The sequence below is a fragment of the Velocimicrobium porci genome, from assembly GCF_009696045.1.
GTDB classification, from domain to species: domain Bacteria; phylum Bacillota; class Clostridia; order Lachnospirales; family Lachnospiraceae; genus Velocimicrobium; species Velocimicrobium porci.
The window spans coordinates 1-25350 of record NZ_VUMT01000007.1 but is presented as its reverse complement, the minus strand read 5'-3'; the positions used below and the strand labels follow the sequence as shown (position 1 = coordinate 25350).

17 protein-coding genes are annotated in these 25350 nt (G+C 32.3%); 3 read left to right on the top strand and 14 right to left on the bottom strand.

Annotated elements, in window-relative coordinates; all coding sequences use genetic code 11:
* Positions 1–2 precede the first annotated feature (2 nt).
* Complete coding sequence (locus tag FYJ58_RS06000) at positions 3–665, bottom strand: MBL fold metallo-hydrolase (RefSeq protein ID WP_154518737.1); 663 nt, start codon at positions 663–665, stop codon at positions 3–5.
* A gap of 73 nt (positions 666–738) precedes the next feature.
* Positions 739–3048, bottom strand: coding sequence for a RelA/SpoT family protein (locus tag FYJ58_RS05995; RefSeq protein WP_154518734.1), 2310 nt, complete (start codon positions 3046–3048; stop codon positions 739–741).
* Between the two features lie 450 nt (positions 3049–3498).
* On the opposite strand from FYJ58_RS05995, the gene FYJ58_RS05990 reads away from it, so the two are divergent.
* From FYJ58_RS05990 to FYJ58_RS05980, 3 genes are all read left to right on the top strand, one after another.
* Positions 3499–6288, top strand: a complete 2790-nt coding sequence (locus tag FYJ58_RS05990) for a DUF3289 family protein (protein ID WP_154518731.1) — start codon at positions 3499–3501, stop codon at positions 6286–6288.
* Positions 6281–6814, top strand: coding sequence for a hypothetical protein (locus FYJ58_RS05985; RefSeq protein ID WP_154518728.1), 534 nt, complete (start codon positions 6281–6283; stop codon positions 6812–6814). The genes FYJ58_RS05990 and FYJ58_RS05985 overlap by 8 nt, the downstream gene beginning before the upstream one ends.
* A gap of 139 nt (positions 6815–6953) precedes the next feature.
* Positions 6954–7487: a hypothetical protein gene (locus tag FYJ58_RS05980; protein ID WP_154518725.1), complete on the top strand. Its 534-nt coding sequence runs from the start codon at positions 6954–6956 to the stop codon at positions 7485–7487.
* Between the two features lie 483 nt (positions 7488–7970).
* On the opposite strand, the gene FYJ58_RS05975 is transcribed toward FYJ58_RS05980, so the two are convergent.
* The 12 genes from FYJ58_RS05975 to FYJ58_RS05920 form a co-directional block, all read right to left on the bottom strand.
* Complete coding sequence (locus FYJ58_RS05975; RefSeq protein ID WP_154518722.1) at positions 7971–8690, bottom strand: hypothetical protein; 720 nt, start codon at positions 8688–8690, stop codon at positions 7971–7973.
* 139 nt (positions 8691–8829) lie between these two features.
* A complete protein-coding gene (locus FYJ58_RS05970; protein WP_154518719.1) occupies positions 8830–10587 on the bottom strand; it encodes a glycoside hydrolase family 13 protein in 1758 nt (585 codons plus the stop codon).
* 29 nt (positions 10588–10616) lie between these two features.
* Entirely contained in the window at positions 10617–12578 is a 1962-nt protein-coding gene (pulA, locus tag FYJ58_RS05965) for a type I pullulanase (protein WP_205839172.1), read from the bottom strand.
* 125 nt (positions 12579–12703) lie between these two features.
* Positions 12704–13564, bottom strand: coding sequence for a sugar ABC transporter permease (locus FYJ58_RS05960; protein WP_154518713.1), 861 nt, complete (start codon positions 13562–13564; stop codon positions 12704–12706).
* Complete coding sequence (locus FYJ58_RS05955; protein ID WP_331464161.1) at positions 13564–14931, bottom strand: carbohydrate ABC transporter permease; 1368 nt, start codon at positions 14929–14931, stop codon at positions 13564–13566. Before FYJ58_RS05955 ends, FYJ58_RS05960 begins: the two co-directional genes overlap by 1 nt.
* Positions 14932–14958: 27 nt before the next feature.
* Positions 14959–16257, bottom strand: coding sequence for an extracellular solute-binding protein (locus FYJ58_RS05950; RefSeq protein ID WP_154518710.1), 1299 nt, complete (start codon positions 16255–16257; stop codon positions 14959–14961).
* Between the two features lie 112 nt (positions 16258–16369).
* Positions 16370–17650 (bottom strand): ABC transporter substrate-binding protein, encoded by a 1281-nt coding sequence (locus tag FYJ58_RS05945; RefSeq protein WP_154518707.1) that lies wholly within the window; start codon positions 17648–17650, stop codon positions 16370–16372.
* Positions 17631–19418 (bottom strand): sensor histidine kinase, encoded by a 1788-nt coding sequence (locus tag FYJ58_RS05940; protein ID WP_154518704.1) that lies wholly within the window; start codon positions 19416–19418, stop codon positions 17631–17633. Before FYJ58_RS05940 ends, FYJ58_RS05945 begins: the two co-directional genes overlap by 20 nt.
* Positions 19415–21007: a response regulator transcription factor gene (locus tag FYJ58_RS05935; RefSeq protein WP_205839171.1), complete on the bottom strand. Its 1593-nt coding sequence runs from the start codon at positions 21005–21007 to the stop codon at positions 19415–19417. The genes FYJ58_RS05940 and FYJ58_RS05935 overlap by 4 nt, the downstream gene beginning before the upstream one ends.
* A gap of 115 nt (positions 21008–21122) precedes the next feature.
* Entirely contained in the window at positions 21123–21833 is a 711-nt protein-coding gene (locus FYJ58_RS05930) for a LytR/AlgR family response regulator transcription factor (protein WP_154518698.1), read from the bottom strand.
* A 122-nt stretch (positions 21834–21955) separates the two neighbouring features.
* Complete coding sequence (locus tag FYJ58_RS05925) at positions 21956–22627, bottom strand: ABC transporter ATP-binding protein (RefSeq protein WP_154518695.1); 672 nt, start codon at positions 22625–22627, stop codon at positions 21956–21958.
* A 10-nt stretch (positions 22628–22637) separates the two neighbouring features.
* Positions 22638–25199, bottom strand: coding sequence for an ABC transporter permease (locus FYJ58_RS05920; protein ID WP_154518692.1), 2562 nt, complete (start codon positions 25197–25199; stop codon positions 22638–22640).
* Positions 25200–25350: the final 151 nt, after the last annotated feature.

Sequence of the window (25350 nt, the reverse complement as noted above, 5' to 3'; positions counted from 1 at the left end):
ATTTACTCCCAAAAATTATCTTCCACATATGGGTTATTTTTTCTTTCATATCCAATTGTTGTACTACTCCCATGTCCGGTTAACACTAATGTCTCTTCTGGAAGTACAATAATCTTATCTCTTAATGAGGTGAGTATTTGTGCACTGTTGCCGGTTGGTAAATCGGTTCTTCCAAGAGATTCTAAAAATAAAGTATCACCACTGAATAACACCTTATCTTCTTTCCAATAATAGCATACCGATCCTTTTGTATGTCCCGGCGTTTCAATTACTTCAAAAGAAAGAGAACCAAGTGTTATCTTTTGATGATCTGTAAGCCATTCATCTGCTTCTATCTCAATTGGACGTTCTATCATCGTAGAACAGTTAACTTTAAAATCAGTCAACAATTCCCGTTCTTTCTGTCCGGCATACAAAGAAACCCGGTAACGACGAGCTAGTGGCACTGCTGCATAAATATGATCAAAATGTCCATGTGTCAGAAAAATTCCTTTCACTTTACAATCATGTTTTTCAATCTCATCAGCAATCACCTCTTCCGAATCAGCCGGGTCAATAATGATTGTATCCTTTGTTTCCCGATTCATCACTACATAACAGTTTGTACGAATCACTCCCAATTCTAATTGATAGATATTTAAGATTCCTGCCTGTATTGCTTTCATAGCTATTATAACTCATGCCTGCCATAAAAAAGTGGACAAGCAAAGTTCCTCCTCTCTTGCATGTTTCGTTCTGTCAGCCTGAAGCTCGCTCGATATCAATAACGCCTTCTATTTTTCTTAACTTTTTAATTACCATTTTCAGATGTTCCACACCATTTATTTCAAATCCAACTGTAATCGTTGCTTTCTGCTGTTTTGAAGTACGAACATTCATTGAGGTAACATCTATTTTATTTTCGGACAATGTTTTTGATATATCGGTAATCATACCAAGGCGATTTGTTGTATAAATTCGTATCTCTGCCTCATACAATTCATTTTTTGAATCAGCTTCTGCTGCACTCCACTCTGCCTCAATCAGACGTTTTCTATCTTCTTCCGGCAGATGAATAATATTGACACAATCGGTACGATGAATTGACACACCTCTTCCTCTTGTGACAAATCCTACAATCTCATCTCCCGGAACCGGACTACAACATTTTGAAAAACGAACGGCAACATCATTAATTCCCTCTACAATAATTCCGCTCTTTGACTTTGCAACAGAAGGTGGTCTGTTTTCTTTCGCCTCAGTTATCGTTTCTAATACTTTTGCTTCTGTAATCTGTTTTCTCTGTGTTTTTCTTTGTTCTTCTTGTAGCCGATTGACAATCTGGCTTTCTTTTAAACCGCCATGTCCAACTGCAGCGTATACAGAATCCCAATCACGAAAACCATATTTTCTCATACAGACATCCATATAATCTGCTTTTAGTAAATCACTTAGAACTATGTTTTTTGTTTTACAGTAATTTACCATCATTTCTTTTCCACGAATAATGTTTTCTTCTTTTAATTCTGCTTTAAACCATTGATTTATTTTGTTTTTTGCCTGTGTACTTTTTACAAGGTTCAACCAGTCCCTGCTTGGACCTCTGGAATTCTGCGATGTGATAATTTCAATCCGGTCACCATTCTTAATGACGTAATCTATCGTAACAAGTTTTCCATTTACTCTGGCACCAACCATTTTATTGCCTACCGCACTATGAATACTATATGCAAAATCAATCGGAGTGGAACCATTTGGAAGATTTTTCACATCACCGGATGGCGTGAAGCAGTATACGCTTTCAGAAAATAAATCTAAATCACTTTTTAAAAGGCTTAAAAACTCCTTGTTGTCGGACATATCTCTCTGCCATTCAAGAATTTGGCGGAGCCATGTAAGTTTTTCTTCCTCACTGTTTGTTGTCTTCGTTCCGTCTATGCCTTCTTTATATTTCCAGTGTGCCGCAATACCATATTCCGCAGTACGGTGCATCTCAAATGTACGAATCTGAATCTCAAATGGCTGCCCGGTTGGTCCTATTAATGTTGTGTGAAGCGATTGATACATATTAGCCTTTGGCATCGCAATATAGTCCTTAAAACGTCCCGGAATAGGCTTGTACATTTCATGAATTACACCAAGTGCCGCATAGCAGTCTTTTACTGTATCAACAATAATACGCACAGCAAATAAGTCATATATCTGGTCAAGCGTTTTTCCCTGATTCACCATTTTCTTATAAATGCTGAAGAAATGTTTTACACGCCCATCTATTTTTGCCTTAATACCTGCATTATTTATATGAGTTGTTACCTCTTCTACTATCTGTTTAATAAACTTCTCTCTATCACTTTTTTTAGCCGCAATCTTCTCAGTAAGGTCCTTGTATACTTCTGGTTCTAAATATTTTAGTGATAAATCATCCAATTCAATCTTTATTTTAGATATACCAAGTCTTTGAGCAATCGGAGCATAGATATCCATTGTTTCTCTTGCTTTTTCCTTTTGCTTTTCCGGTCTCATATACTGAAGCGTTCTCATATTATGAAGACGGTCAGCAAGTTTGATTAAAATAACACGGATATCTTTTGCCATTGCAAGAAACATTTTTCTTAAATTTTCTGCCTGAACTTCCAGCTTGTCCGCAGAATAGTTAATCTGTGTTAATTTTGTAACACCATCTACCAACAGTGCTACTTCTTCTCCAAACATCTCTGTAATTTCTTCAGTCGTATATACGGTGTCCTCAACAACATCATGCAGAAGTCCTGCAACAATTGTTTCTTTATCAAGTTCTAGTTCCGCTAATATAATGCATACACAGATTGGATGGATAATATAAGGCTCACCTGATTTTCTTTTCTGATCTTTATGCGCATTGTAAGCCAGATGATATGCTTTATCAACCATAGATAAATCCGCAGAAGGGTGATAGCTTTTAATTTTGGTAATTAATTCTTTATATAAAATTTCAGGGTCTGTAAAAGAAGCTGGTGATTTTTCCAGTTCATAACCATTCTTTACAACTTCCTCATCTGCAGACTGAATTACGTTTCCGTTCGATTCCATACATACACCACCTTACTTTAAATACTATTTATTATAATTATATTTATGGGAAAAATCAATGTTTTATTTAGAATGCCCCAATCAGACAAAAACTTTTAAAAATAAAAACGAACTACTAACAAAAAACGGTGCTATACTTCTAGTAATTTGCACAACGCCATTTTGTTAAAGGGAGCAATTAAAATTTATTCTTTTATTTCTGTAAAAATTCTACAAAAGCCCATAAATATAACAATAAAAAACAAAAATTAGCAACTATTTTTAATGTATATTTATTCATTATACTTAAAATAGAATATAGATGGAAAAATAAATATATCTAAAAGCAAGGAAACATGGTTAAACCAAAAAACAAAAACAGTTAACATTATGAAAAGAACAAAGGAGATGTCTATGTAATACAATGTCCAGACTGGAACTTGAAGATTCCTGCAAAAGGTCAAGTTGTTATTGGCTTTAACGCAAAAAAAAGGAGCTACCATTACTACTCCAACTAACTGTAAACTATTGATGAATCGGTATCAGGCTGATGAAGAAGATTTTGAAATTACTTATAGAACTACAAGTGACTGGAAAGATGCATTTAATGGAGAAATTTCAATTAAGAATAATACAAGTCAAAGTATCGAAGGTTGGCAATTAGAATTCGATTTTAGTAAAGAAATTTCAAATTTTTGGACCGCTAAAATACTTTTTCATGAGGGGAATCATTATATAATTCGTAATGATGAATGGAACTCAGTCATTAAGCCTAATGCAGTTATACGTTTAGGCTTTGAAGGAAAACCTGGAAATGTAAGTGAAGAGCCCCAAAATTACAAGTTAACTAAAATGCAAGATGACGAAAATGTAGAAACAGAAAAGCCTGAAGACACCCAAAAATTTGATATTGAAAAAGTTAACTGGGATAAAGATACTGATGGTGATGGGCTTGATGATATGTACGAACTAGAAACATCAGAAACTAATTTTACTAAAACAGATACGGATGATGATGGTTTAACAGATGGAGAAGAAGTTAAAAAGTTTAAAACAAATCCGTTGGTAGAAGATACTGACAAAGATGGTTTATCAGATGGGGATGAAATTAAAATTGGCCTTGATCCACTTAAAAAAATGACGCACGAAGGAATACCAGATAAAGAATATCAGGTAGAGCAAAAAATTACTGAAGATAAATTTTTTGTAAACCAAGATAAAAAAGAATTCCAAATTTCTATGGATATTACTGCTTCTGGATGTGTTGAGGCAAGAATGGGAGTAGCAGATTCATCTTCAAAATACCTTTTATCTAATAGAGCCATATTAGGTAATGCCATTGATTTCAATTATATGAATGGTACTATGTCTAGTGCCACCTTGAAATTTAGAATTAATGAAAAATATTTAAATTTCTCTAATACTGATGAAGCAAATATAGAGAACGAATTAAAAGGATTAAAACGTTTTAATATTTTCCGCCTGAATCAAGAAGATGATAAGAAAAATGCTAATCTTCTTTTACCAGTTAAAACAAATTTTGATTCTTCTACCAATACAATTTCTGCAAAAGTAGATGAATTAGGCACATACTGTATTGTAGATATGAATATGTGGCTATACGATTTAGGAATTCGTTGCGATAATGGGAATGAAAAACAAACATTTGATTTAGATGAAAACACTAAAACAAATACAGATGATATTCCTTCCCCAGACTATAAACCAATTACGGTAGAAGAATTAACCCAATCGATAGAAGACCTATCAAATTATAGTCAGAAACCAGAAAAAGTAAAGAAAAAAATAAACCAACAAGTTGATTTAACTATTGTAATTGATGTTTCTCATTCTATGGACAAAGCAATCAATCAGATTAAAACATATATTGGTACATTAGTTAAACGTCTCTATAAACATAATGTTACACTGCACACTTCTTTAGTTAAATTTACAGAGTATAAAAAAGGAGAAGAAAACAATACCAAGGTTTTAACACTAAAAGATGGAGGTGTCTGGGCAAAAAACTCAAAGCAGGCGATTGAATTATTAAGCAAACTGGAAATTGCATCTGGTAAAGAAGAAACTCCAATTGATGGTATTGGTATGGGAATGGAATTGGACTATCGAAAAGGTGCAGAAAAATATATGGTATTATTAACTGATGAAGGTTGTAATCCTGTAAATCGTTATAGAATCAAGGATTTGAATGAAGCTGCAAACCTTCTAAAGGAAAAGGATATTACAACTTGTGTTGTGACAAAGGAAAAATTGGAAAAAACTTATTCTATGCTGTCAGATAAAACAGGAGGCAAATACTTTGATATTAATACTAATTTTGTTACTGGCATAGAAGAATTAATATTAAATAAGTTAAACAATGAAGATGGCTTTTTTGCTGTCTCTGGATTGACTTTAGAACCAATTTCTCTTAAGAAAAAATTAATAAAAGATGGCTCATATGATACAGATGGAGATGGTATTCCAGATAAAGATGACCCACGACCACATAAATATGATGTAAGTTCTATCAATTTGTTTAATTCTATGAAAAAGAAAATTAAAGATGAAAATGGGAAAATTCCTTTGGACATGACATGTGGTGATTTTTCTAAAAAAGAATTACTTAAATTGGACTCATTATTTAAGTTTCAGATTAAAAGTTCTGCAAATGAAAATAAAACAAATTTTTCACTTTTATTAAATACACTTGCAATCGGAAAATTACACTCTGTTGCTCAAAAAGTAATTGAGCATTTTATGAATGGAACAGGTAACGATTTTGAAAATAAAACTTTAACAAAATCATTTAAAGACCATGATAATACTAAGAAGTTTATTAATGAAAGTATAAAAGAATTAAAAAATGAACTAAAAAATAATCATTATGAATTGTCAACTTTATCTTACAAGAAAAATAATTATTATGACAAGTTTATTCAAGACAGGGTCTATCCAAAATTCACTAAATTTGATGATAATTTTAATGGCATGGGTATCTTGATACATGATATTTGGTCTTGTAATATTTTAGTGAAGAATTATAAAGTTACAAAGAAAAAATATAGTGGAACTATACAATATACCTTTTATGATCACTTTGGATTAGATGAAAATGATATGAATAAAAACTTTGTTATGTTAGCTGGATTTCAATCTTGGTTTACATTACAGCACTATAAAAAATATAACAAAAACTATAAACCATTTGTAACAGTTTGTAAATTTGATGTAACGTTTGGAGGTAATATTCATGAATAAAAAAATATTATATAAAATAATTGGTGTTTTACTTTTTGTTTCACTTTTAGTTTTCCTCCTCATATTTAATATACATAAACATGAGTCAACCAAAGTTATTGAAATTCCTGACACTTTGTTGTGTTATAATGACCCTGATACTAATCTTGCATATATTGATAGATATTATATTGTAGTAAACGCGCCATCTAAACCAAAGGATGTAAAAAATCTCTTGATTAATTATTATAAAAAACATAAAAAAGAAATTGAAAGCTTAAAAGAAGTAGATACCAATTCAAAAATTGCCAGTTATACAATCTCTTTTTATAAAGAAGGTTGGAATTTTACACGTTTTTGGAAACCGGATTTAACCTATGTGGATTCTGTCAGTAAATATGTGTTAGATCAGCTTCGAGACTTTTCCGCGCAACGTATTGGTTTCCTTATCTTTCGAACTGATATTAATGAGGATATATCAATCGTTACAATATCCAATGATGAATCAACAGGGCACTACACCATTCCACATTCTACACTGGAATAATTCCTCTTTCCATTTCTATCCTAAAAAGATTGTTTTTATCAAATGTAAAAATATTACAAACAATATTTAGAATCCTTCTGTTTGATGAAACCTTTTGTAACGGTTTGTAAATTTGATGTAACATTTGAAGGTAATATTCATGAATAAAAAAATATTATATAAAATAATTGCCGTTTTACTTTTTGTTTCACTTTTAGTTTTCCTCCTCATATTTAATATACATAAACATGAGCCAACCAAAGTTATTGAAATTCCTGACACTTTGGAATGTTATAATGACCCTGATACTAATCTTGCATATATTACTAGAAATTATATTGTTGTAAACGCGCCATCTAAACCAAAGGATGTAAAAAATCTCTTGGTTAATTATTATAAAAAACACAAAAAAGAGATTGAAAGCTTAAAAGAAGTAGATACGAATTTAAAAGCTGGCAGTTATACAATCTCTTTTTATAAAGAAAGTTGGAATTTTACACGTTTTTGGAAACCGGATTTAACCTATGTGGGCTCTGTCAGCGAATATGTGTTAGATCAGCTTCGTGATTTTTCTGCTCAGCGTATTGGTTTTCTTACCTTTCAGACCAATAGCAAGGAAGATATAGACATTATTATTATAGCTAATGATTATATTGAAGAAATTTATACCATTTCACATTCTATGCTTGAATAATAATAGAGCCTTCCAACTAAAATTATTGAAATTCCTCACACTATGGACTGTTATAATAACTCTGATACTATTCTTATTTAAGAGAAAAGTTGAAGTGACGCACTTAAAATATGCTGTCACTTCGGCTTTTCTTTGGTAAATATTAACTTAGACGTTTTTCATACAAACTAATCTTACAATTAAAAATCTGATTTTACTTCCTTTATCATTTTACTTGCAAAAGCTTAAGTCCATATCAATTGAATTTAAATACTAAAACGGTGCTATGCTTCTAGTAATTTGCACAACGCTGTTTTGTTACACATTCTTTTGACGTTAATATAGAAACATACGTCTGAGCAATATTCATAAATAGTTCTCCTTTATATTAATATAGGCTCTCGCGTTGTAATAAACGTGAAAAGATAGATTATAAATTAGAAGACAGCAGATACCGTTCATCTATGATGTGGTACTGCCGTCTGTTTTTTCTGAATTATAGTTTTATTCTTCACTTGTTTGGTCTGTTATGAATAACATACTTCCGTCAAAGACAACTTTTGTTTGGAACGGCGACTGTTCATCGTCTTCTACTGTTGCTATAAATACTTTTACGAGCGGGACTTTGTTGATTAATGTGTCCCAATTTTCTTCGTTATCGATGCCTTTATAATATTTTTTTAGCTTTTTTCGCAAATCTTGTAATTGATTTTTATCTGACACGGTCTGGCTAATTGTCTTGCTTTTCCAATTATAAGTAGTAATATTATTGGGAAGTGACAATATTCCAAAGGTCTGCTTATCAGCAAATGGAAGGTAACCATATTGTTCTTCATTTTTTATTGATATCCCGTATGATTTTTCCATTTTATTTAAAATTTTATTTACGTCTGCTTCTTTTGTATAATATGCCGTCACATCTAATAGTCGGTATACATCGTTTCCATCATTGTAAAATTCAAATTCAATGCGACCAGTTGGCTCTCCAAATAGTTTTCGTTTGGTTTCCAGTTTAATTACTTTGGAATTTTTTCCGATGATTTCATGACTATTTTTTGTGTCCCATTTGTATATTTTTTTTGCTTCTGCTTCTGTTGTTCCCCATTTTAGTTTTGGAAATTCTAGTTCCTGATTCGTTGCAGAAGCTTGTTTTTCGGACTGACAGCCAGTCAAAGAAATTCCGATTAAAAGATATAAAAAAATAGAAAGAACTTTTTTTAACATAAAATCCCACACTCTTTCTTAATAAGTTTGGATAGATATAGAAAATACTATTATTTTTCTCCTTCTTTTTACATTATATCACTTATCTTTACTATATTCAAATGATTTTAATTAACCTTTTTTCGACATATAACTATTGTCATACTTTTTCTTTCAATTCAATTATAACAATTCCATTTTTCTTCAGCTGATTTCCAACTAAGTTTCTATTATATACTACCTTTCCCTCCTCTTTTATTAAAACGGCATGTTCTCCACAATTCATAATTACTTTGACTGACTGTTGTCCATCAAGTTTTATATATTCCACAACTCTGTCATCATCAATCGTATTTGGAAAATGAAAATTTCTGCTTCTGAGTGCTGCATGAGATTTTCTCAATTTAATCAATGTTTTTATCTGCTCTATTTCTTCGTCATACGTTCCCTTTTCTATTTCCTCCCACGGCATACATCTTCTGCAGTCTGGGTCATGAGCTCCTTCCATTGCAATTTCTGTTCCATAATAAATACAAGGACTTCCTGGCATTGTATAAAGAACCGCCAATTGTTGATAGAAAATATCTTTTTCTTTCACTTTATCCATCAATCGGTTCGTATCATGGGAGTCTAATAAATTAAATAAAACATCATTTGTCTGCTGCATATACATTGTGAAACAACGGTTAATTGCATGCTCAAATTCTTCTTTTTTCCAATTTTTATAAATCCAATAGTCAGATATTCCTGATGCAAGTGGATAATTCATGACGGAATCGAATTCATCTCCTCGAAGCCAGCTGATACTGTCTCCCCATATTTCTCCTAAAAGATAAAAGTCTGGTTTTTCTTTTTTTACCATTTTCCGAAGTCGTTTTAGGAAATAGTGTGATACTTCATTTGCTACATCAAGTCTTAATCCGTCAATGTCAAATTGTTGTATCCAGTATTTTACAACATTAAGTATATATTCTATGACTTCTTCGCAATTTGTATTTAACTTTGGCATATGGCTCGCAAATGCAAATGTGTAATATCTTCCGTCTTCCGTACTTGTTTCTTCATCAACCGGCCACTGATTTAGCATATACCAATTATAATACCTTGATTTTTCTCCTTTTTCCATCACGTCACGCCATGCAAAAAAATCCGTTCCCGTATGGTTAAACACTCCATCAAACATCACCCTGATTCCCTTCTGATGGGCATGCTTTACCAATTGCTTTAATTCTTCGTTTGTTCCAAAGTGAGAATCTACTTTATAATAGTCTTTTGTATTATATTTATGATTGGAATCTGCTTCAAATAATGGTGTAAAATAGATTCCTGTAATTCCCAAATTATGCAAATAGTCTAGTTTCGAATCAATTCCGCTAATATCTCCCCCATAATAGTCATATACACCTGTTTTTTCATATTTCCATTGCTTTACTCCCTTTGGATTAATTGCAGGATTCCCATTGCAATACCGCTCCGGAAAAATCTGGTACCAAATCGTTTCATTGACCCAATCCGGCGTTTTATTAATATCAATTGGATTCATCCATGGAAATGTAAAATAAGAAGGACTTTTTTCTTGCTTTTCAATTTCTTCTTTTGTGTAAAAGCCATCTTCAAAATAATAGACACATTCTGTCTTTGTATGTAATTCAAAATAGTATTTACATCGCTTATACCTAGGTCGTAGTGTAGTCGTCCACCAAATATGATGCTTTAATCTTTTTTTATAATAAATTTCTTCTCTGATTCCGTTCCATTTTTCTGCTCCACCCATAATACCAGAAGAATAAGGATCTCCATAATATAGATAAACCCTTTCAATATCATATCCTGTTTTCAGATTAATAATCAATTCCTCTTCATTGAGTGGATAGCAGTAGTTATCCGATGCTCTATGGTAAATTGCTCCAAATTCCATATTAACTCTCTCTTTCCATTTCGCTTATATTATTTTCCTAAAATTGTAACGGAATGTTGATTCAAAATTATTCTTTCGGAAATCAATTCTGATAATCCCATTTGTTTTCCGTCACTCAACAGCTTCCATTCACCTGCCGGCAGATCAACAACTACTTTCTTATCGTTTCCATTATAGAAAATGCACAGTTCATTCCATTTATCTTCCAAATCCCGATTTCCGTTTATAACATAACCAACAACTGCCTCTTCTTCTATTTCTAAAAATTTTATTTGTTTTAATATCTCATCACTTTCGCTGGATAAGGCAGTAAAATGTTTTCTTATATCGATTAATCCTCTATAATAATTAACTAAATCTTCATTCTGATGAATTCTTTTCCAGTCAATCTGATTAATAGAAGATGACGTTTTATAACTATTTTCAATTCCTTGTTTTGTTCTTGCTCCCTCTTCTCCTGCCTGAAAAAATGGAATTCCAAGACAGGTAAAATAAATTCCTGCTGCCATCTTATTAATCTGTATCAGTTCTTTGTCTGTGCCTTTAAAATCCGGTTTAGCTTTTAATGTATATTGTAATTTATCCCATAATGTATAATTATCATGAGATGATACATAGGAAACAATCTGTCTTGGATTATATGGCATAAACTTTTTATCTGCTCCATCAAGCCAGCCACAGACAGAAGATTTAATATCATTTATCAGTGACAAATTACCATTTACAAATCCCGGTTCATCTGCTTCAAAAACACTTCCTTTGATACTATCTCTTATATTGTCGCAAAACACGGCAATCCCCTCTTTTAATAATCGAATATTTTCTTTATTAGCCAGCTGATACCCTTCCTGAATTGAAGTATAATCTCCACTCCAAGGCTCTCCGTACATCAAAATATTTTTTTCACCCGATATACGATTTAGTGCATCTCTGATTTCATTCATTGTATCTGTATCATGTAAGCCCATTAAATCAAACCTGAAGCCATCGATATGGTATTCTTTGGTCCAATAACATACCGAGTCAATCATAAATTTGCGAAACATTTCATGTTCGCTGGCAGTATCATTTCCACACATGGAACCTGCCGAAAATTCCCCCTGTTCATTCGTTCGATAATAATAATATGGCACTGTATACTGAAACCATGAATTTGTACTGTAAGTGTGATTATAAACAACGTCCATTACAACAGCAATTCCAGCCTCATGCAACGCCTGAATCATCTGTTTTACCTCTTTTATACGTACTTCTCCCTGATAAGGATTGGTAGAATAAGATCCTTCCGGTACATTATAATTGAGTGGGTCATATCCCCAGTTAAATTGTTCGTTATCCTGTCTGCTTTCATCAACCGAAGCAAAGTCATAGAATGGCAATAAGTGAACATGCGTAATCCCTAACGATTGAAGATAAGACAGACCCGTTGATTTTGTATTTTTTTCCGTAAATGCAAGATATTTTCCACGATGCTTTTCACTTATCCCTGAATTGTCATCACTGGAAAAATCTTTTATATGAAGTTCATAAATCACTGGTGTTTTTGTATTTGGAGTAAAAAACTTATCCTGTTCCCAGCCTTCCGGATTCGTGGATTCAAGATTGATAACCATACTTCTCTGTCCGTTGATTCCACACGCTTTTGCATAAATATCTGCCGTTTCATTTTTCTTTCCATTCGCTGTAATCGTATAAGTATAGTAAATACCATTCCAGTCTCCATTTACTGTTTTCTCCCATATTCCCCTGCTTTCTTCTTTCATTGGTAATTTATCAATTAATTTTGCGTTCTCTTCCTCGTCGCTTCCTGTCTGATAAAGGTTTAAAACAACCTCCGTGGCACTCGGTGCCCAAACCTTAAAAATCGTCTTTTCTTTTGAATAAGTGCTTCCTAAATCCAAGCCTTGATAAAGATAATCTTCCTTAAATTCTTCTGACTCAAAAATCTGTTTCCATTCGCATGAAGTATGAATTTTCTTTAATTGTTCCATTCCTTTTCTCCTTCTTATCGACATTTTGCTACTTTCTGTCACTTATAAACACTCGCCTTTTCAGCAGTTTTATTCTATATTTTTAAGAAAAGGGCATGCTTTACCAGCAAACCCTTTTCTTTTTGTTATCCTTTTACTGCCCCACCGGCAATTCCTTCTACATAATATTTCTGCATACTGATAAACACAGCTGCAATTGGTATTGATACTAATACACAACCTGCAGCAAAACGGGTATAATAATCATTAATAAATTCACGCTCTAACATTTTAAACAAACCTAATGCTACCGTATAATTATCATAATTATCCCCCATAATAACACTGGCAAAGATAAAATCCATCCATGGTCCCATGAAAGAAGTCAGTACTGTGTACACAACTATCGGCTTTGACAACGGCAACGTAATTTTTCTAAAAATCTGAAACTTTGTTGCCCCATCCAAATAAGCCGCTTCGTCCAAACCCTTTGGCAAAGTATCGAAAAATCCCTTTGCAATAAAGAATCCAAGACCTGAACCACCAGAATACACAAGAATCAAAGCAATTAATGACTGAGTAATCCCAATCCCCTTTAAGATATAGTAAACCGCAATCATTGACATAAATGACGGAAACATACCAAGGATCATAGCAACATTCATCATAGGTTTTCTTGCTTTAAATCTCATTCTTGACATTACATAAGATACAGACAATACAAAAAATGTTGAAATAATACACGAAATAACGGCTACAAATAACGTGTTTCCAAACCATCTTGCAAAGTGGAACTGATCTGTTTCTGTAAATAACCGAATGTAGTTATCAAATGTATATCCCTTTGGCATAAAATATGCGGTATAAGCACCCGACTCCTTGCGAAGAGAGGTAAGTACTACCCAAAAGACCGGCAAAAGCCATATAATTGATAAAACAATTAATACTATGTAAGAATACACATTCATTCTTTTTTTATGTCTTGACATAGACCTTGTTTTTTTCATTATTGGAATCCCTCCTCGTTGTTATAAGCGGATGTCTTTCGGAATGTCAATAGCGAAAAAGTTGCCGAAAGAATAAATACCAAAATACCAATTGTAGAAGCATAACTGTAATCTTTACTGCTGGCAGTCAGCTTGTAAAGCCATGTAACCAGCAAATCTGTTTTTCCCGCCTGATAATAGTCCAATGAACTTGGACCACCGCCAGACAGAAGATAAATAACATTAAAGTTATTAATATTTCCGATGAACTGAGTAATCAGATACGGCGTCGTGACAAATAATACATACGGAAAAGTAATTTTACGAAAAATTACTTTTGCATTTGCTCCATCTACTTTCGCAGCCTCATATAAATCTGCTGGAATATTCATTAAAATACCTGAAGTAATCAACATTGTATATGGAATACCAATCCATAAATTGACTACAATAATTGTAATTTTTGCTGCCAAAGCATTTGTTAAAAACGGAATACTCTTGCTAATAAGTCCCCATTCCTTTAACAACACATTGATTGCACCATCTGGTTGTAACATTGTTTTCATAATTAATAACGATACAAATGATGGAATCGCAATGGAAAGTACGAATATTGTGCGCCAAAATCCTTTGAATTTTACCCCTTTACGATTAATCAAAAGTGCCAGCAAAATGCCCCCAATATAGTTTAGTCCTGTTGCAAACACAGCCCATACAATCGTCCATCCAAGAACCGGCCAAAATGTTTTTGATATTGCACTTCCCGAAGCTAAAATAGTCTTAAAATTCGCAAGTCCTACCCATGTAAATAAATTTCCGGGTGGCTGATGTGCATGGTCATAATTTGTAAATGCAACTAAAATCATATAGACAAGTGGAAGTACTGTAAATGCTATGATTCCAACCATAGGCAATGCAAGCATTGTACGGTTTAGCTTACTGTCAAAATGAGCCATAACATCATCTTTAAAGGATGGAATCTTTTTTCCATTTTCGCTTAGTTTCTGCACTTCTAATGCAGACTTTAGATTCGATTTCCATAATATCAGGAAAAAACCGAAAACAAAAATTGCTAATACACCCCACAATAAGATTAACATGGAGTTATCTCCTTGGGTTAAGACATCAATACCCAATGTTTCATCAAATACCCACCCCTGGGTCTGTGTCCCAAGGGTGCGCATATCTTTTAAAGCCTGAAATCCTGTTGTCACTGCATAAAAGAGAAATGCAAGCTCCGACAAAAGAAATAATAATCCTTTTACAATCTGTCCTCTTCTTAAATTCGACGCTCCCATAATAAGAACCGAAAGCTTGGTAAATAAATCGCCTTCTTTGATAATATCCTTATATATGGAAAAGTGTTGTTTTATTGTTTCCTTAACCACAAGGATTCCTCCTTTATCTATTTTCCATTATTCCCCAAGTTTTGTAAGAATATTTTTAACCATTTCATCTAGCTTCTGCTGCATATTATCCTTTGTAACTACTTTCGCAATACAATCCTGACCAAATGCTTCCATTGGAGACCAGAAATTGCCCATTTGTGCAATAGAAGGCTGATTTGTAGATGTTTTTACCTGCTCAGATAAAGTTGCAATTGCAGGACTGGAAGCTAGTAATTCTTGATCTTCTGCTAGTTTTTTGTTTGTTGGAGCAGCTTCTCTCATTTCAAATTTTAATTTTTGAGATTGTTCATTTGACAAATATTCTGCAAACAACATCGCTTCTGCCGGATATTTTGTCTGTGCATTTACACCAATTAAGTTATAATTTACAATTGTACTTGGAGAAATTTCCTGTCCGTCTTCTAATGTAATCGTTGGCACAACTGCTACACCAAAGTTATCACCTAAAGATTTTTTAATTGCTTTTGCATTCCATGTACCGGTAATACTTGCAGCAAGAGAGCCTTCTTTAAAGCCTGCTAATAGTAGTGCGTCATCATGATTTTTTACTTTTTTGTTTGCAGTTAAGTCTAGTAAATAATCGCCTATAAGAACACCTTGTTTATTGTTAAAATCACATTTTGTCGGATCCATTCCGTCATCACCAAACAGCTTACAGCCTGCACCAAAGAAGAAGGAAGCTGTATACCAGCCGTTATCTAAATCCATAGAAAAGTTTGTCACACCTTTTCCTAAATCTTTTTCTAACATTGTGTTTAAATTTTTTACTTCATCTTCTGTATATTTGCTCTTATCATAATACATAAAATAAGAATTTGAGGAAGTTGGATAACCATATAGCTCTCCATCAATTGTTCCTGCCTCAATCGCACCTTCAATGTCGTTTTCAATAATCTGGTCTTTATTTCTTGTTACGCGGTATAATACCCCTGCATCTTTTAATTCTACAATCTGGTCAGAAGCAAATTCAAATAAATCTGCTGCCGCTGCCGGGTCTTTTAAAACTTCGGATTTTGCATCTGCTGAACTTACAACACTTGTTTCTATTGCCCAATCTTTTGCGACTTCATTATCTGCCTTAAAGTTTTCAATAACTTTCTTTACATATTTTTGATCTTCCTGGGAAGCCCATACTTTTAATTTGGCATCACTTGCATATTGAGGCTCTGCCTGCTTCTTTGAATCCGTTGTTTTTCCTGCTTCACTGCTTGTTGTTGTCCCCTCATTTTTTGTACTGCCACATCCGGTAAAGGAAGTAACTGCCAAAGTTGTTGCTAACATCATCGCTAATAATTTTTTTCTCATAACAAAATCTCCTTTTTGCGTTCCGCTCTTTTTGTTTACAAGAACATACTAACACAAGGAGATTTCTAACCTGTATCAATTATTAAACTTAAACTATCAACTTTTATACTTGTTATTTTTCTGATTCAATTTCCTTAACCTTTTGATCCATTGCTTTTAAAAATTTATTCATGCTTGTTTTCCCCTGAATAAACAATGGAAATTCACTAACCCAAAATTGATTTTGTATTTCATCTTCCCATTTCAATTGATAATTTGGTGTAATCGTCTGAACTGTCTTGATTACTTCTTTATATTCTTTTTCAAGAACCGGTACATTTTTCTTTTCCAGAAACTCATCAGAATCTTTTTTTGCAATCATAGTACGAAATTTTAAAAATTCAACTGCCCCTTTTGTAACTTCTTTATCATAACCGGTCGTAATTGCCCATGCCGTCATCTTTGGTTCTTCCATTAAAATATTTTCTGGAAACGGAGCAAATCCGGTTTTCTTTCTAAAATCAGACGGAAGATTTTCTAACATCCAGCCACCATTTGCCATAATCGCACTTTTCCCTTCTATAAAACGTTTCCGTGACTCTCCATGCTCAATTTCCAACGCATCTTTATCCGCATACTGATATAATTTTTTTATCATTGAAAGCATGTCTTTCATACTCTCCGTTTGATAAGTAGAAGGATACTGAATATTCAAAAAATCCATTCCTTTTTGATTTTTTGCCATATAATTTGTTCCGATTAGCAATGCTGTCCAATAGGAATTTCCTCCGTGCAAAGCCAATGGGGTAATTCCATGATTCTTTAATTTACGCAGACAAATAAAAAATTCATCCCATGTAGTCGGAAATTTTTCAATTCCTGCCTGTCGAAACAATTCTTTATTATAATAAAATCCTGCATAAGAATGTACCATTGTTCCTAAAGGCATCAAATAAGTACTTCCATTTTTATCTACACACCGTTCCATAATCTTTTGATCTAATGCAGATTTCCATTCTTCATCCTTGTTAAAGTACGCAGTCAAATCCAGCAGACGATTATTATCCACCAATAACTGGTAAAAGTTTGCATCAAATCCAACATCTGTTACTATGGCAGGAAGCTTGTCCGTTGCATTCAAAACTTTTATTCTATCCCGAAACCCTTCAGCTGAGTCAGTAACCCATTCCACCTCCAGCTGATATGTCCCTTTATATTTTTTATTAAATGCATCTACTAAATTTTCATTATCACTTTTTCCTGTTTTCTGATCAACAGAAAAACAGACCGGAATCTTTATCTCCTTCTTTTTTTCCTTTTCTACCTCTTTATTGCACCCCGTAAGGAAAAAAACTGCAAAACATAAAAATATCACTTTATAAAACGCTCTGCTTCTATTCACTGTTCTCATCATTCTCCATCATCACTTTCTTTATTTTAATAACACAGGTTGTATACTGTGCTGAAACAACATAATAAAAACGAATCTGTTCCTGATAGGTAAGCCGAAGCCGTTTTACAACATTGCTGATTCCATATCCGCCTTTTTCCTTTGTCATAATAGCATGAATTGCTTCCATATCCGTTGATTCTAACCGATTTAACCGGTTCTTTATCTTTTCTGACATTAACATTCCATTATTTTGAATACTAAATACAATATCTTCTCCCATTTCTTTTACATTAATTACAATTCTTCCTTTTTCTTCCATGTCTAAAAATCCATGTTTGATACAGTTTTCTGCCAGGGGCTGTAAAATCATTTTTATCACTTTATTTTTCCTGATGGAATCTTCACATTCAATTTCATAAAAAAATAATTCATTATTTCTTATTTTTTGTATATCTAAATAAGCCTTTACATGTTCCAGTTCCTCTTCTATCGTAATCTCTTCAGCACCATTGCTCAAAATAATTCTAAAATATTTGGATAAAGATTGAATCATTTTCATGATCGTCTGTTCTTTGCTGATTCTTGCTAACATATAGACCGTGTCTAATGTATTATACAAAAAATGAGGATGTATCTGATATAAAAGTGTATCCAGTTCAGCTTTTCTAAGCTCTCTTTCCTTAAATCTTACCTCACCTGCTAAAATCCGAATTTTCTCTAGCATTTTATTATAGGAATTTCCAATATAATCAAGCTCTGTATTCGTATTTAAAGCTGCTTTTTGGGTAAATTCTAAATCATCAAAATTTTCCATTAACTCACTAATATATCGTATTGGCTTTGTAAATTTTTCTGTAAAATATTTACTCAATACAAATGTCAGCAAAAATACACTACAAAACACAGCTAAAATCAAGCAAAGAATTTCTGAAAGAACATGATTGATTACACGGTTTGGCACAAATGTAATCGCTGTAAATCCTGTTTCATTCTGTTTTTCTCCAATCACGACTCCATATGAACTGTAACTTGTATACTCCTTTTTGTTCGTTCTATTTTGTCTTTCTGATGTTCTCTCAATTTCTTTTCGAATGCTTCCCAGCTCTTCTTCCTTTTGTATCTTTTTAAATTCCTTTTCGTAACAAATCTGTCCCCTTTGGTCGACAAGAAAAAAGATTGCATCCGTCTTTTCCATTTCTTTTACCATTGTTTCCAATGCGGACTGTTGTAATTTTATATAAAAAATCCCCGGCTGATAAGATTTATCCATCTGATGAATCAATCTTCCCGCAAACAATGCCATATCCATAGATCCTGATACAAAATCCCGTTCCCAAAACAGCTTTAATTTGGAATAATCATTTCCCATTCCTTTATACAAGTAACTATTATAAAAATCCTTAAAATTGATGTCTAAATTATGAAGGGAATAAATATTCTCTTTGTTATCAACATAAAAACAATAATCGGTATAAGAATTCCCCATATACCTTAATGCACTGGTCAGTGTTTCTTTTTCATAAACAGTCAGTTTTTTATTTTTCAAACTCTGTTGCACAGATTCATTTGTAATACAGCTTTCGGTTGCCGTATTTAAAGCTTCATATAAATTTTCAAACCCAGTATAAAATTTATCATTCACATAACGATATTGTTCAAGAAGATTTTTTCTTACATTTGTGCTTACAATTCCTCCAATTCCAACGGTAAGAATGATAAGCATCAAAGTTATCAAAATCATCATATACATAAAAAGCTTTTTTTGTATGCCAAAATTCTTTTTTCTCATATGCTCTGTTCCTTTTTATATTCACTAGGCAGTAACCCTGTCGCCTGTTTAAATAGCTGTGAAAAATAAGATGGGTTCGGTATTCCAACCATATTTGCAATTTCAGCAATACTTTCTTTTCCTTGTAGTATCAATGTCTTTGCACATTCCATTCGCTGATTTAACACATAGCGCTTAAAAGTAATTCCCATCACATTCTTAAAAAATCGCCCGAAATAAACAGGATTTAAAAAGACTTTTTCCGCTACAACTGTTATCGAAAGTTCCTCATCCTGTAAATGCTTATGTATATACTCCAAAGCCTCGTTCATATAATCACTAAAGTATTCTTCTGCCATTACTGGTGCAGAAGTCTTTCTCTCTTCAATTACCATTCCAAAGAGCTTATATAAAATATCGATTATTCTCATCAGGTTATGTTGTTCTAACATGCTGTAAAAATTGGAAAATCCCATTTTTAATGAATCACTGATTTCATATGAATCATCCAACATAACTTCGGCCTGCACTGCAAGACGATGGAGATAAGTTTTAGCAATTCTTTCATCCGACGGAAGGCTGTATACAATTTTTTCAAATGCCGCCTTTAATTGTTCCTGCGAATTCTGTCTTAAAGACCTTAATATATCATTCTCGATATCAACAGAATATTGTGTATCAACTCCTATATTGGATTCCTTAGACATACTAAGTAATCCGGCTCCTACCTCACATGCGATATGATATAACTTTAGCACCTGCTTATATGCCGTTTTCATTCCGCCAAGACCTGCATAACGGTTTGATATTGCTACTATTACCCGATATTCACATTCCTCTTTTATCTCTTCTACTAATTGTTTTAAATGAGAAATATCTGATTCCTGTAAAAGATTAACCAAATAGACATGGCTTCCGTCCGTATTCGCATACTTCCACATCTCATAATTTTCTTTCATACGTTTTTCCAGGCTGGTAAACAAAGCATATTGCTTCATCTCAAATTCAACTTGATTTTCCACCTTATGAATAATATCAATATCCGCACACACCGCTGCATAGTAATTCTGAACCTGCATGTCCCGCGACAAATTTTTGGCCAACTGGTTTAATTCATTTGCATTAATTAAATCTTTCACATATCGCTCTATCATCTGACTAAGAAAACTATCCTGGTTATCAACAAGGATTTTTTTCCAATTTTCATACCGTTTATTTTTTTCTTTTTCTCTCTCGCACAATTGATAAGCTTCTTTCATGATTTTCTCCAATTCTTCATCATCAATCGGCTTTACAAGATACGATAATGCGCCATTTTGACATGCCTGTCTTGCATATTCAAAATCACGGTAAGCACTGACAACTACGAATTTTATTTCCGGATGAGAACATTTTGTCCTCTCAATTAACTCTAAACCACTGACTTTTTTCATCCGAATATCCGTAATCACTAAGTCGGGTTCCTCATCTTCAATTAAAGCAAGTGCCGCTTCCCCACTGTCTGCTGTGCCTACTACCTGATATCCCATCTGCTCCCAGTCATAAGTTTCTGCCAATCCCTTTAATATAATTGCTTCATCATCTACTAATAAAAGTTTTAATAAATCCATCCTCATATCTCCCGTATTTCCTACACAATTTCCCACAAATTAATTCTATTCTTTCGTTTTCATTATACGGGTATTGAAAATGGATTGCAATTTGTTTCTATCAGACAGCAGTTTTTTATAATTTTTCACCATAGTATAATGTAATTTCAGACATTAATTGATTTTTCCTATGTTTACTATACGGAACGCTATAATTATTTTCTAGCAAAATATCTCTCGTTTTAATTTCATTTATTTTATCTAAATTAATCAGATAAGCAATATGACATCGAAAAAATCTGGAATCTAACACTTCTTCATGTTTCTTTAATGTTTTATAACTCAAAATATCTTTTTTACTTGTATGAATCATCGTATTTCTATTATAGGTTTCAATAAAAATAATATCACTAAAATATATCTTATAGATTTCCGAATCAACTTTCTCTAAAAAATAATTACTATCTTCTTCATATATTTGCTCAACGGCACGATTCAAAGATTCTTCAAATTTGCTATATTTTAAAGGTTTCATTAAAAAATCAATTGCATTATACTTATATCCTTCTACCGCACAATGTATTAAAGAAGCCAAAAAAATAATTTTAACTCTTTTATCTTTTCTTCTTATCTTCTCCGCTATTGTAAAACCATCTATTCGAGGAGTATTTACAGCTAAAAGAATAATATCTAAATCTTGCTTTTCTTCTAAATAAAAAAGCAGTTCATTTTCATTAATAAAATAACGTCTGCTAATACTTTCTTCTTGTCTATTTTTATACTTTCCAAAAAATTTTTCTAAGATTGCTAATACATAACAATCATCATCACAAACAGCAACTTTCATTATTTTTTCTCCCTATTCACTTTTTATTAATACGCTTTAAAATTTTCATTTTATACTGTTTTCATATGAATTTTTATCTTGATATAACTATGGTAAATAATACTATAATTCCACATTCTATTTTATTGATTCATTACCTTTCCGTCAATGATTTCTATAATTCGATCCGCTTTGCTTGCCAAATTTTTATCATGAGTAATCATTACTATTGTCTGTCCAAATTCTGCACTTAACTGTTTAAAGAAGTTCACAATATCTTCGGATGCTTTATAGTCTAAATTTCCCGTCGGTTCATCTGCCAAAATAATGCTTGGTTTACCAATTAGGGCACGTGCAATACTAACCCTCTGTTGCTGACCACCTGATAACTCGTTTGGCATATGTTCTAATCGGTCTTCTATTCCCAATAACTTAACTATTTTGTCAAAATAAAAATCATCAATCTTTTCTCCTCCAATACTAAGAGGTAATACAATATTTTCCTTTGCATTTAATATTGGAATTAAATTATATTTCTGAAATACAAATCCTATTTCTTTTCTGCGATATTCCGCCAATTCATCTTCTGTCAATGTAGTTAAATCTTTGTTATTTACTATAATTTTTCCTTCACTTTGGCGTTCTAAACCACCTAATAAATAAAGCAGTGTGCTTTTTCCACTTCCACTCGGTCCTACAATTGCAACAAACTCTCCCTTTTCAACTTTTATATTAGCTCTATCTAACGCTCGTACTGCTATTTTACTACCCGGAAGATAAATCTTTGTTAAATTTAACACTTGCAAAATGCTCATCTTTTTCCCCCTATTCATTGCTATTCAATATTTCTATCATGTCAGTGCTTACTATCTTTTTTGTTATCTTTCTAGATAGCACCTCACATATCAATAATGTAATTACAGTTAATATTCCAAATAATAAATTATCATATTTAAAATACTGCCCATATAAGAAAAGTTGGGATTTTTTAAACAGCACTGGAGTAATTAAATGAGTCGCGCTAAATGAAATACAAAGTGCCGATATTCCCAGTATTCTACTTTCAAAGCATACCAGTTTACAGATTGCTTTTTTTGTCATTCCCAATGCACAGTAAACAGCAAATTCATTTTTTCTAACATAAATTCGATATTGCAAATTATTAATTAAATTAATCAATATAAGAATAAATGTAACAATTACAATTCCATAAATATATACTATTTTCTTAACATAGATTTTATCAATGTTGTTTTTTTCTTCAATTATACTTCTTGCTGTAATTTCTTGATTTTTTACTGCCAGTTTTATAAGTTTATCTTCTATTTCTTTCTCTTTTTTCTTTGCTGTTTCCGTAATTTTAATATTAACAGCTTCATATACCTCCAAAGGAATCATTCTTTTATACTGCTTATTGCTAACAATAAACAGCGGATAATTTTGCTCTAACGGAGATACTGTTTTCATATATGGATAATATACAATTGCAGCTACCTTTAATTTTTTTTGAATATAATCAGACAAGCGGTCCTGGCAATTCCAATATTCGGAAGAATTCGTGTCTAGATTACGACAATAGGCTATTTCAACTATATCCCCAACTCTATAATCCATAATAGCCCTCCCCTTTTTAAAAAAGCCAACTTTCCCTTTCGCTTCTCCCTGTTCTACCATTCTTGGCATTGCTATAATCACTTCATTTTCTTGCATCGTTTCTAAACTATAATTTCCCTCAACAATGTAATTTTTTAATTTTTTCAATGCAAGTTCATTATAGCCTTTTAATTTTGTCTGATATATTTCTTCTTTTCCATATGTATTCGTTAGTGAAAATCCGTAATTTTTCTTTACCCACTCTTCGCACTTATCAAAATAACCTTTATTCTTTTTTACCCCATTTTCAAACACTTTTATTGGAATTGCTTTCTCAGACTCTATTTGAGCTATACCTGAAACTTCTTTTATTTCTTGTAAAATTTCTTCTTTAATTCCAACTTTAGAATTCATATCATCATTCGATGTTATAATATAATCTCCGTTAAAAAAATTAAGACTTTTGTTAACTTGGTTATCCATTTTCTCTAATTTTGCCTGATATGCCAGTCCATAAAATAGCGTACACCCAAATGCAATCGATAGCACTAAAAAAATAGAAGAACGTAAATGGAGATATAAGTATTTTAAACTTAATATGAAAGTCAAATTTTTCTTATTTATAATATTAATCTTTTTTATTCCTTTCTGACTTTCCATATTATTCTCAAATATTATACTTCTGATGGAATCTTTATTTAATTTATAAGAAAAAAACAGCGCTATCAGTATTATAACAATTGCTATCATTAGAATTCCGATTATAATTTGTAAATATGGAAAAACGACACAAAACTCTTCTTTTCTTCCCCAAAAATAAATTTCAATTTCTTGCTCACGTGAAATAAATGTAACAATATAAGAAAGAATTACACCGGTTATGATTCCAATCGGTATACTGATTGCATATATTTCTAAAAGTTCACTTACTATGAGTTGTGTTATTTGTTTATTTTTATAACCAATTGCCTTTAAAATACCGTATTGATTTTTCCTTGCTATAAAAAAAATTCGAAAGACACCATATAGTATAATTCCAAAAATGGAAATTAATAAAAGCCCCATTTCCATATCCCATTTAAACAATTCATCCTTATCCTCAGCCCACACATTTTTAGTAACTTTTTTTAAAGATACTCCTATCTGGGATACTAATTGTTTCATTTTGACCTCTGAATTTACAGCATCTTTCCATTTTATAGTAACTATAAAATCATCAAAATTCTTATCCGGTAAAAAAGTATAGAAAGAAATTATCCCTGAACGTTTACTATATGCCATATCATTTAAAATGCCAACAACTTTATATGTTACATTTTGTTTCGAATATCTCCCCTGCTTCTTTACTATACTTGTACTTAAAGTCATAGTTGTATTAATTTCAGGAACAAGACCTAAATTTTGCAATGCCCACCTTTCGGCAACAATTTCATTTTTTTCCTGTGGCATTCTTCCTTTTATTAATTTTGATACTGCCAATACTTCATCCGCATTCGCCTCTACTAAAATTGCTTCTTGCTTACTTTTGGTGCGAATAATTCCACTGTCTCTACTAATTCCCAAATGTTCAATATCTTTTACTTTTTGTAGTTGCCTTAATTGTTTCGTGCTGACATCACAAATTTGATAATCAATTGCTGTATATAGGAATTGATCCTTTTTTGCAGCAATTCTATGGTTCGTGTGAAATAATACAAAAAGTGCTACCAATAGTGTAACAACCAGAGTCATTACTAATAATAATGACAATGTATTCTTTTTTGAACGCCATATATATTTTCTATGTAATTTCATTTAGATTTCCTCCCTATTCTTATCGGTAGTGTCAAAAACTACCCGTATTTTATTTTAAAAATTCTTTTAAAACCTTAATTTATTGGAGGTTTGCAAATAAAAAGAGCATTTACCTCCCATTTTTGATATAATGTCCTCGACCAAAATTCCA

Coding starts and splice junctions, on each gene's coding strand:
- FYJ58_RS05985 (WP_154518728.1), top strand. CDS start 6,281: ATGAATAAAAAAATATTATATAAAATAATTGGTGTTTTACTTTTTGTT.
- FYJ58_RS05920 (WP_154518692.1), bottom strand. CDS start 25,199: ATGAAATTACATAGAAAATATATATGGCGTTCAAAAAAGAATACATTG.
- FYJ58_RS05930 (WP_154518698.1), bottom strand. CDS start 21,833: ATGAAAGTTGCTGTTTGTGATGATGATTGTTATGTATTAGCAATCTTA.
- FYJ58_RS05950 (WP_154518710.1), bottom strand. CDS start 16,257: ATGAGAAAAAAATTATTAGCGATGATGTTAGCAACAACTTTGGCAGTT.
- FYJ58_RS05940 (WP_154518704.1), bottom strand. CDS start 19,418: ATGAGAAAAAAGAATTTTGGCATACAAAAAAAGCTTTTTATGTATATG.
- FYJ58_RS05960 (WP_154518713.1), bottom strand. CDS start 13,564: ATGAAAAAAACAAGGTCTATGTCAAGACATAAAAAAAGAATGAATGTG.
- FYJ58_RS05980 (WP_154518725.1), top strand. CDS start 6,954: ATGAATAAAAAAATATTATATAAAATAATTGCCGTTTTACTTTTTGTT.
- FYJ58_RS05975 (WP_154518722.1), bottom strand. CDS start 8,690: ATGTTAAAAAAAGTTCTTTCTATTTTTTTATATCTTTTAATCGGAATT.
- FYJ58_RS05970 (WP_154518719.1), bottom strand. CDS start 10,587: ATGGAATTTGGAGCAATTTACCATAGAGCATCGGATAACTACTGCTAT.
- pulA (WP_205839172.1), bottom strand. CDS start 12,578: ATGGAACAATTAAAGAAAATTCATACTTCATGCGAATGGAAACAGATT.
- FYJ58_RS05925 (WP_154518695.1), bottom strand. CDS start 22,627: ATGAGCATTTTGCAAGTGTTAAATTTAACAAAGATTTATCTTCCGGGT.
- FYJ58_RS05935 (WP_205839171.1), bottom strand. CDS start 21,007: ATGGATTTATTAAAACTTTTATTAGTAGATGATGAAGCAATTATATTA.
- FYJ58_RS06000 (WP_154518737.1), bottom strand. CDS start 665: ATGAAAGCAATACAGGCAGGAATCTTAAATATCTATCAATTAGAATTG.
- FYJ58_RS05995 (WP_154518734.1), bottom strand. CDS start 3,048: ATGGAATCGAACGGAAACGTAATTCAGTCTGCAGATGAGGAAGTTGTA.
- FYJ58_RS05945 (WP_154518707.1), bottom strand. CDS start 17,650: ATGATGAGAACAGTGAATAGAAGCAGAGCGTTTTATAAAGTGATATTT.